At 42.2% G+C, this 9,072-nt stretch carries 10 protein-coding genes; 4 read left to right on the forward strand and 6 right to left on the reverse strand.

Annotated features, from left to right (window positions below; genetic code table 11):
- A partial coding sequence (locus VIN08_RS09580) for a DPP IV N-terminal domain-containing protein (protein WP_331963730.1) occupies positions 1-710 on the reverse strand: 710 nt, incomplete at its 3' end.
- Positions 711-776: 66 nt separating this feature from the next.
- Here VIN08_RS09580 and VIN08_RS09585 point away from each other — a divergent pair.
- A complete protein-coding gene (locus VIN08_RS09585) occupies positions 777-1,757 on the forward strand; it encodes a YpdA family putative bacillithiol disulfide reductase (RefSeq protein WP_331963733.1) in 981 nt (326 codons plus the stop codon).
- Positions 1,758-1,824: 67 nt separating this feature from the next.
- Here VIN08_RS09585 and VIN08_RS09590 read toward each other — a convergent pair whose 3' ends face one another.
- The 4 genes from VIN08_RS09590 to VIN08_RS09605 all read right to left on the reverse strand — a co-directional run bounded on the left by VIN08_RS09590 (position 1,825) and on the right by VIN08_RS09605 (position 5,256).
- The gene (locus VIN08_RS09590) at positions 1,825-2,388 is read right to left on the reverse strand and encodes a hypothetical protein (protein ID WP_331963736.1); all 564 of its coding nucleotides are present in this window, start codon (positions 2,386-2,388) and stop codon (positions 1,825-1,827) included.
- 112 nt (positions 2,389-2,500) lie between these two features.
- Complete coding sequence (locus VIN08_RS09595) at positions 2,501-3,133, reverse strand: response regulator transcription factor (RefSeq protein WP_331963739.1); 633 nt, start codon at positions 3,131-3,133, stop codon at positions 2,501-2,503.
- 89 nt (positions 3,134-3,222) lie between these two features.
- Positions 3,223-4,140 carry a diacylglycerol kinase family protein gene (locus VIN08_RS09600; RefSeq protein ID WP_331963742.1) on the reverse strand — a complete coding sequence of 306 codons (918 nt, stop codon included), beginning with the start codon at positions 4,138-4,140 and terminating at the stop codon, positions 3,223-3,225.
- Positions 4,141-4,149: 9 nt separating this feature from the next.
- Positions 4,150-5,256, reverse strand: a complete 1,107-nt coding sequence (locus tag VIN08_RS09605) for a tetratricopeptide repeat protein (protein ID WP_331963745.1) — start codon at positions 5,254-5,256, stop codon at positions 4,150-4,152.
- Between the two features lie 204 nt (positions 5,257-5,460).
- On the opposite strand from VIN08_RS09605, the gene VIN08_RS09610 reads away from it, so the two are divergent.
- The gene (locus tag VIN08_RS09610; protein WP_331963748.1) at positions 5,461-6,570 is read left to right on the forward strand and encodes an amidohydrolase family protein; all 1,110 of its coding nucleotides are present in this window, start codon (positions 5,461-5,463) and stop codon (positions 6,568-6,570) included.
- A gap of 63 nt (positions 6,571-6,633) precedes the next feature.
- On the opposite strand, the gene VIN08_RS09615 is transcribed toward VIN08_RS09610, so the two are convergent.
- Positions 6,634-7,377 (reverse strand): hypothetical protein, encoded by a 744-nt coding sequence (locus VIN08_RS09615; RefSeq protein ID WP_331963751.1) that lies wholly within the window; start codon positions 7,375-7,377, stop codon positions 6,634-6,636.
- 40 nt (positions 7,378-7,417) lie between these two features.
- Between VIN08_RS09615 and VIN08_RS09620 the strand changes: the two genes are divergently transcribed.
- Both VIN08_RS09620 and VIN08_RS09625 read left to right on the forward strand, forming a co-directional pair.
- A complete protein-coding gene (locus VIN08_RS09620) occupies positions 7,418-8,014 on the forward strand; it encodes a nitroreductase (RefSeq protein WP_331963754.1) in 597 nt (198 codons plus the stop codon).
- 347 nt (positions 8,015-8,361) lie between these two features.
- Positions 8,362-8,901: a hypothetical protein gene (locus VIN08_RS09625; protein ID WP_331963757.1), complete on the forward strand. Its 540-nt coding sequence runs from the start codon at positions 8,362-8,364 to the stop codon at positions 8,899-8,901.
- Positions 8,902-9,072 lie beyond the last annotated feature (171 nt).

Raw genomic sequence — 9,072 nt, forward strand, 5'->3', positions numbered from 1 at the left:
GCTTTAGGATATTTAAAACGATAATCGGTAGGGTATAAAGTTTTACCCCAACGCTGCAGATTATATTCGCGCACGGCCGATTCATCAAAACGATAGTATGCTAACTTCTTGCTATCGGGCGACCAGTAGAAACCATCTACAAAACCAAATTCTTCTTCGTATACCCAATCCGTTGTTCCGTTAATGATATGATTGAATTTTCCATCATTTGTTACCTGTGTTTCCTGCATGTCGGCAAGATCAACCACGTATAGATTGTTCTCGCGAACGAAAGCTACTTTGCTACCATCCGGAGAGAACGCTGCGTATGATTGCTTGCCATTAGCCGATAGCTGTTTTACAGTTTTTGTTGTGATGTCGTATACAAAGTAGGCTGCCGTAAACGACCGGCGGTATATACTTTCGAAGTTTGTTTGCAAAAGAACTCTCTTCTCATCAGCACTGAAAGAATAGTCCTGTATTTCTACACGTGTTGATAGCGTAGAGCCGTCTACCAGCGTTTCAACAGGCTGGCCTGTGGTGATATTATACTTTACCACCTTGTTGTTCTCCAGCGTTGAGTAGAACTTGCCGTCCTTCATCCAGTTGATGCCGCGAACTGTTTTCTGAGGAAATGTATTTTTAGTAGTAAAGTCTTCGACTGCGATCTGCTTTTGGGCATACCCCGCTACGCTAAAAGTCAGGAGAACAGCGATTAATAGTTTATTCATATTAAGTTTAGGTTATCAGTCCAAATTTTTAAGAATATTGTCGAATTATCAAATTGATTTATAAGAATGGAGCTGTTTGATGTAATTATAGTAGGAGCCGGGCCTATTGGCCTGGCCTGTGGTATTGAAGCGAAGAAAGCCGGATTGAAATATACCATCATCGAGAAAGGATGCCTCACGCATTCGTTGTATAACTATCCGCTCAACATGACTTTCTTCTCCACTTCCGAGCGACTGGAGATCGGGGAGGTTCCTTTTATTTCGCATCAACCCAAGCCCAATCGTTTTGAAGCGCTTGAATATTATAGGCGGGTATGCACATCGTGGAATCTGGATTTAAAGCTATATGAGAAAGTAACAACAATTACTTCCATCGATGGACTACACGTTGTTACTACCCTGAAAGGTCAGTACCAGGCGAAGGCTATTATACTCGCATTGGGTTTTTATGATCTTCCCTATTTGCTCAATGTGCCAGGAGAGAACCTGCCGAAAGTAAAGCACTACTATGATGAGCCACATCCATACTTTGGACAAAGGATCGTGGTGATCGGTGCAGCCAACTCCGCAGTAGATGTAGCGTTGGAAACCTGGCGCAAAGGCGCAGATGTTACAATGGTGATTCGCGAAGGTGAGATTCGCGATAGTGTAAAATACTGGGTGAAGCCCGATATAGAGAATCGTATAAAGGAAGGTTCCATTAAAGCATACTTTCATTCAGAAGTAAAAAAGATTAATGAAAATACGGTAGAGATAAAAACTCCGGAAGGAGATACAATATTGGACAATGATTTTGTGTTGGCCATGACGGGCTATCAACCTCCGTTCGAATTTATGGCAGCGAGTGGTATACATTTTCAAGACGATGCATTTCATACACCGGTATATAACGAATATACTATGGAGACGAATGTTCCTGGTATATATCTTGCGGGTGTTGTATGTGGAGGACTAAAGACCAACAAGTGGTTTATTGAAAACTCGCGAGTGCATGCTACTATGATCATAGCGGATGTCTTGAAGAAATTCTCAGACCGTAAAAAATAAAAAAGTGCTTCCCATAGAGAAGCACTTACCTGTAGAACCAACTATATCCTATAGACTTGTAAATTTCTTAGAGTGCATCGGCCTGGATAGAAACATCCAGGCTTACGCTGATGGTAAAGGCTACCGGAGTTTGCGAAAGAGTACCATCTACGTAGATCTTTACCTCTTTTTTATCTCTCAGCATAGCTTCTATTTTAGCAACTTCCGTAACAGGAAGAGTAAGTTCGTAAACAGTGCCGGCAGTATACGCTGCTTGCAGATCAAGATCTGTAATCGTAGTGGAAACTGTATAGGAAGTGCCTGACTCATCGCCAAAGCCAAATTTACCAGTGAACTTGGTTGCAAACGCTCCGCTGTAAGAAGATATAGTATATTTTATCTTGTTTACTTCAAAGCCCTTGATCTTGTCTTTATACCGGCTGATTTCAGAATCGGAAGTAGCATCCAATGTAATCACTTGTTGATAAGTCACGTTAGTACCGCTGGTACTTTCAGAGGCTTCAATGTCGTGATCGAGCGTAGTGTTAAATGCTACATCATCGGCTTTGTCGAACAAATTACACGAAGCAAGCAACGTTGCTGTAAGAAACAGCATTCCGGCAGAAAGGCATCTTAGCGTTAAGGTTTTCATATATGAAAAATAAATTTTCATAAAGCTAAGCGTTTTTATAAAGCTAAACACGCAATGTGTGCATATCAACTCCATAAAGATGGAGGTATGGGGGAAGATGGTAGATATAAAATCAGATTTCCCCGCGTAGCGACTTGGAAATAACTTCTGCTTTGCCGTGCACGTGCAGTTTCCGATAAATATTTTTGATGTGGAAGCGCACGGTTTCAATGCTGATGTCCATGCGATCGGCTATCAATTTATAGCTCAGGCCATCTACCAACCCGATCACGATCTCTTTTTCTTTGGCAGAGAGAGGCGATTGTTGTTCTTTCTTTTTATTGTTTTGCCCAAAGAACTCAATCACTTTACGCGCTATCTGAGGCGACATGGGTGAACCTCCCTTCGAAAGAAGTTCAATGCCTTCCTTGATTTCTTCCAGCGGAGTGTTCTTCAGTAAATATCCGGTGGCACCGGCACATAACGAATCGAAGATGCGTTTGGAATCATTATATACTGAAAACACAATGATATCGACATCGCTATATTTCTCTTTGATGATCTTGATGCCTTCGATACCCGACATACCAGGCAACCCCAGATCCATGATGAGTACATTGGGCATGTTTCCGGAAGCTATATACTTCAGAAATTCCTCAACAGAACCAAAAGACCATTCGCAGGCAAAATTTTCCTGGCGGTTTAAAAAGGTCTGAACACCTTTTCGAATCTGTTCATCATCTTCTATAATACCTACAAGGATCATACTGCAAAATAACGAAGTGAATGATATTCATAAAGCAATCTTCAATCACATAAAGATGGGGGAGTTGTTTTTTTATAGAAAGTAATCATTCATGGCATAAGAAACCGAAGTTTCAACGATGCGAGGCGTATAGTGGCCGGCAATTTACCCAACAGTTCTCCATCCGCTTCGATAAGACAATTGTGTGGAGAAGTCAATGTGATCGCTTTTGTTTTTTTATACCACACTTCCGGAATGCGAATGTGCTTGCCTTGTTTTAAGGGCATAGAATGACGAATGAAATCAAGCACCGATACATTGCCACAGATAAATGCATCCAATAGATTGTCGTTCATTATAGCATCGGGTGCTATACACAATCCATGGCCGTAATACTTTCCATTACCGAGTGCCATCGAGCGAAGCTTGCCTTGCCATTCCCATTCATCAGCCTTTGCTGTTACAACCATAGGGCTATAGGTAATAAAGGTTTGTAAGATGGCGCTATAGTATGCTACAGCTGAGCCAAACGGGCGACCACTATTCAGCACACGCTTTACTACTTCCGGTCCCATGCCGAGGTCGGCTACGTTTATAAAATAACATTGTGCTGTAGCAGCATGCTCGGTAGTATAAATTACTTCTCCTACATCAATGGCTTTAGGTTCAAATGTTCGAAGTAACTCCATGAGTTGAGCGGGATCAGACGTTACCTGTATGGTTCGGGCAAAATCATTACCGGTGCCTACTGGTATAACACCGGTTACTGGTAAATTTTGGTGTTGCTCTCTTCCCTGAAGTACACCATTTATTACCTGGTGCAAAGTACCATCACCGCCGGCTGCGATGATTACATCAAATGATTTGTCGACAGCTTTTGATGCGAGCGTAAACGCATCGTGACGTGTGCGCGTCTCGAAAACCTCTGTCGTATAGGCCGACCGTAGTGCAGGCAAAATCTTGTGATAGAAGAAACGCTTCTCCAGCGATATTCCATTCAGTATGACGGCTAGCCGCAACGGTTTCACAAATGAGTGTTACTTACAGTTTTTCTTGATGAGAGCTTTGGCTTCTGTTGATCCGAGCTCTTCGGCACGTTTAAAATCAAGGCATGCATCGTATTTGTTATTCATGCTGATCTTTACCAAAGCACGCTGAAAGTATGTTTCCGGATCGCTGGGATATAGCTCTATAGATGACGAGTAATCTTCAATAGCTCCTGCATAATCTTCTTTTTCAGTTTTGCTTAGTGCACGATTGTCGTAATAAACAGGATTGGTATCGTCCAGTTCAATGGCCTTGGTATAATCAGCAATGGCACCATCATGATCTTCCAGATTATACTTTACTACACCGCGCAGGTTAAATGTTTCCGGCTCGGTTGCATTCAGTTCAATGGCTTTTGAGTAATCATCCAGTGCACCTTTAAAATCCTGCTTGGCATTTTTCGCTAAAGCACGGTTCTCAAACTTCAGCGGATCTTTCGGATCAAGTTTAAGCGCTTCGTTATAGTCGGCTATAGCCAGATCAAGATTGCCGGTGTTGTAGTATGCCACACCCCGGTAATTATACAGGCCGGCATCGGTCTTATCCATTTCAATCGCTTTGGTATAGTCATCAATCGCGCTGATAAATTCACCAAGCTCTGCTTTTACTACACCGCGATTAAAATATTTATCAGAGTCAGCAGGGCCAAGCTCCAGTGCTTTGGAGAAATCGAAGTATGCACCCTGCAGGTCTTCAATGTTATACTTGGCAAGGCCACGGTTGCTATAGGCCTCAGCAAATTTAGCGTTGAATTTTATAGCCTTGTCGAAATCGAGAATAGCAGCTTCATCGTCTTCCAGCGCCATCTTGGCTTCACCACGATTATTCAAGGCATCAGCAAAAGTTGAATCTATATCCAGAGCAGCATTGTAATCGCCAATGGCCCCGTAGAAATCTTCTAACCCCAGGCGTGCTTGCCCGCGCAGGTTAAGCGCCAGTTTATTTTTTGGATTGCTGTCGATGATCTTCGTTAAGTCAGCCTTTGCTCCCTTAAAATCATTAGCCTGTAATTTTTTCTTTGCACTTTCAAGCTGAGCGTCTTGTGCAGATGAAACGGAAGCAACGAAGATTAAAAAAATAAATGCGAAGTATTTCATGCCGGAAATTTAAAATCAAGGGCAATTTAAACATAAAAACGAAGTGCCGCGATTGGTATTTCAATGCCTCCTGTAAAATTGCTGGGTATATCTGCCGCAAGTTTATTTTTACTTCCGGTTCATTGCTCAACCATTTTTACCTTCCATCCCGTTTTGCAAAGGGAGTTTGGTTCTTTCTGTTATTTTCACAATCAAAATCTTTTTATGAGGAGATATTTTGTTTTTGCATCGGCTCTCTGGCTCGGTATAGCTTCATGCCGCGCGCAGGAGAGACCACTGGATATGAAAATGGATTTCGAAGAATATGATCCGCCATCATCACTCGTTGTGCCCGAGCATCATGTTACCCGCGCCAAGTTTCCATTCATTGATGTGCACAATCATCAGTTCAATATGCCTACACAAGACCTGAACGATCTGTTGAAGGAGATGGATAAACTCAACATGGCGATCATGGTAAATCTGAGTGGACGCGGAAGAGGAAGCACGGAACATCTTGACAAATCATTGGAGAACGCAAAGAAGACCAATCCCAAGCGGTTGGTGGTTTTTACCAATATGGATTTCGCTGCTATTGATGATCCGGAGTGGCAGGGGCGCATGCTCAAGCAATTGGAAGATGATGTAAAGAAAGGTGCTGTAGGACTGAAGATATATAAGAGCCTCGGTATGTTTACACAGGATAGTAAAGGAAGACGTGTACATATAGATGATCCACGCATCGATCCTATATGGGAGAAATGTGGCGAGCTTGGTATACCGGTATTGATTCATGCGGCAGACCCGAAACAATTCTGGCAGCCGATCGATAAGAACAATGAACGATGGCTCGAACTCAAACTTCACCCGGGAAGAAGACATGATACTGATTCGGTTTCGTGGGAGACAATCATTGCCGAGCAACACAACATTTTCAGGAAGCATCCTAAAACAAAATTTATCAATGCTCACCTCGGCTGGTATGGAAGTGATTTGAAAAAACTGGGAGAACTGCTCGATAAATTTCCGAATATGTATACCGAGATTGGTGCGGTTATAGCGGAGCTGGGCCGGCAGCCGCGCGCGGCAAAAACATTCCTGACAAAATACCAGGATCGTGTATTGTTCGGTAAAGATTCGTGGGTGCCCGAAGAATATGAAACATACTTCCGTGTACTGGAAACAGCTGACGAATACTTCCCATATCACAAACGCTACCATGCTTTCTGGCGGATGTATGGACTCGACCTGCCAGACGATGTGCTGAAAAAGATATACTATAAAAATGCACTGCGCATCATTCCGAATCTTGATGCGAGTCAGTTTCCGAAATAAAAAAGAAACGCTGTCGGAGTATAAATCTGACAGCGTTTTTTTATTCTGTTAAAAAACCGGTAGTTACTCCGTTGTTTCCTTCTTGGAAGATGCACTGCCGCCAAACCGGAAGCCTACACCGGTGCCCAATTGAAAGGTGCGGTATTCAAAGTAAACATCCGGGCTCGCCACAATAGTTGCACCTGCCTGAAAGGTAAAAAAGATATGGTTGTTAGCGAGGTTAACGCGTCCCATCACGGCTGGTTCTACAAATACTTTTGCAGAAGAGTTTACATTGGTAACAACCGTTCCGGTAACATCATCTTTAAATTGATAAAAGTTAACCACCGAGAAACGTGGTATAAAAGATACGTGCATTACCTTCTTGTTGATACCAAAGGCAGGCTGTACAAAAAAGCGTTCATATTTACCGGTAGCTTTAGAAGTGCCTGCTGAAAAGAAACTATAGTCGGCATAGCTGGAAGCCTCTCCTTTTCCATAGCCACCATAAATTTCATAGCACCATATACCATCATTCTCATAATACCCGATGCCTCCTTCCAGAAATTTATGCTGGTGATAATCATCATCGTCATTCTGATTTGTATTATTGGAGCGATCTTCGAAAGAGTAATTCGCCATTATACCAATGTGATTGGAAACAGAAAGAGCTCCTTGCAGATCAAGCCCGTTGCCTACTTGCATGGAACCCTGAAATTCTCCTCCTTTGGTAAATAGTGGAGAGTTGCGCAGGTTAGGAACATAAACCGGAGCGCACGATGAAGCTAGTAAAAGTATAACACATGCTGAGAGTAAAATTTTTTGCATAAAGGGGGATTTGGTAATCTAATTTAAAAAAACTTATACGATGAACATAGATGTTTCGAAAGCCGAAATGGTAAACAGTCTTATCCGCAACAGACGTTCTGTTTTTCAACAACAATATACCGGAGAACGGGTAGATGATGCAATAGTAGAGCAGATGCTGGAGAATGCGCGATGGGCTCCGACACACAAATTTACCGAGCCCTGGCAGTTTGTAGTATTTACGGGCGATGGCTTAAAGAAGCTGGGCGAACAACAGGCTGCAGTATATAAAAAAGTAACAGAGGCTAATGGTACTTTTAAAGAAGAGCGTTACCAGAATCTTTTAACGAAGACTATACTTTCCTCTCACATCATTGCCGTGGGTATGAAACGCGATGAAAAAAAATCAGTGCCTGAGTTGGAAGAGATCGGTGCAGTTTTTTGTGCCGTGGAAAATATGTATCTCACTGCCGCAGCTTACGGTATAGGATGTTACCTGAGCACCGGAGGTATAACATACTTTGAAGCAGCAAAAGAATTATTTGGTTTAGATGGAGACGATAAACTTCTGGGCTTTCTGCACATTGGTATACCTAAATCTCCAATACCCGATAGCAAGCGCAAACCCATCGAAGAGAAAAGCGCCTGGGTACGATAGGGGAGCCGTTATCAGTTAAACGTTATTCGTTAATGGTTATTCGAAAGTTTTTTGTAAAAACGATTAACGATTCCAATAGTATAGGTAAAAAATCAATAGCCTTCACGTTGAATCATCAGCTTCGCAAGTGTGCAACCTTTGTTGCAACAGGCAAGATATGGTTGGCACGAAAGTAGCTTTCTTGTTCATGGATTTCTGTTTGAAATCACCTGACATCCATGAATAAAATTATCAAGGTGTGGTCGTAATGTTCTTTTACTGTCATCTTGGCGAATTGTAAAGTACTTTTACTAAACCGAACGGTTACTAAGCAGGTTATTGGATAAATTAAATCAAAAATCAATTGTATGAGATACGCTATACTTTTAGTAGTTGTAGTATTGACAAACCTCGCAGCGAAAGCACAGGCAGTCGGTAAAATGTTTCCGGCTATGGAGGCTGAAACTGTTGAAGATAAAAAGGTAAAGCTGCCCGATGATGTGAAGGGTAAATATACCCTGCTCGGATTGGCTTACTCTAAAAAATCAGAAGATGAACTCAACTCATGGTTTCAACCTGTATTCGAAAAATTTATTCAGAAGACATCCGGTGTACTGTCCGGTTTCTCTTATGATGTAAATGTATATTTCGTACCCATGTTTACAGGTGTTAACGCTGCGGCTACCGGCACAGCAAAACGCAAGGCCATTAAAAATATAGACCCGCAACTGTTGCCGTATATTTTGTTTTACAGAGGCGAACTGAAGCCCTATAAAGAAGCGCTCGACTTCGAGAAAAAAGATATACCCTATTTCTTTGTACTGGATGCTACCGGCAAAATCATCTATGCAACCTCCGGAAAATATTCCGCAGATAAAATGGATAAAGTAGAGGAGGTAATGGAGTAGCCTGTACGTTGTCCGTTACACGTTAATGGTTATCCGCCTGTACAATAACGATTTAACCTGTAACGGATATCCATTATCTTCGCTTTATGGATTTCATTAGCCTGTTAGCCCTGGCGCTTGCTCCCGGTGTGGCCATTGGTATATATATCTATTTGAAAGATAAGCACGAAC

Origin of the sequence: Ohtaekwangia sp., from assembly GCF_036568665.1 — a bacterium.
GTDB lineage: Bacteria > Bacteroidota > Bacteroidia > Cytophagales > Cyclobacteriaceae > Ohtaekwangia.

Coding starts and splice junctions, on each gene's coding strand:
- VIN08_RS09625 (WP_331963757.1), top strand. CDS start 8,362: ATGAGATACGCTATACTTTTAGTAGTTGTAGTATTGACAAACCTCGCA.
- VIN08_RS09610 (WP_331963748.1), top strand. CDS start 5,461: ATGAGGAGATATTTTGTTTTTGCATCGGCTCTCTGGCTCGGTATAGCT.
- VIN08_RS09595 (WP_331963739.1), bottom strand. CDS start 3,133: ATGATCCTTGTAGGTATTATAGAAGATGATGAACAGATTCGAAAAGGT.
- VIN08_RS09615 (WP_331963751.1), bottom strand. CDS start 7,377: ATGCAAAAAATTTTACTCTCAGCATGTGTTATACTTTTACTAGCTTCA.
- VIN08_RS09605 (WP_331963745.1), bottom strand. CDS start 5,256: ATGAAATACTTCGCATTTATTTTTTTAATCTTCGTTGCTTCCGTTTCA.
- VIN08_RS09585 (WP_331963733.1), top strand. CDS start 777: ATGGAGCTGTTTGATGTAATTATAGTAGGAGCCGGGCCTATTGGCCTG.
- VIN08_RS09620 (WP_331963754.1), top strand. CDS start 7,418: ATGAACATAGATGTTTCGAAAGCCGAAATGGTAAACAGTCTTATCCGC.
- VIN08_RS09590 (WP_331963736.1), bottom strand. CDS start 2,388: ATGAAAACCTTAACGCTAAGATGCCTTTCTGCCGGAATGCTGTTTCTT.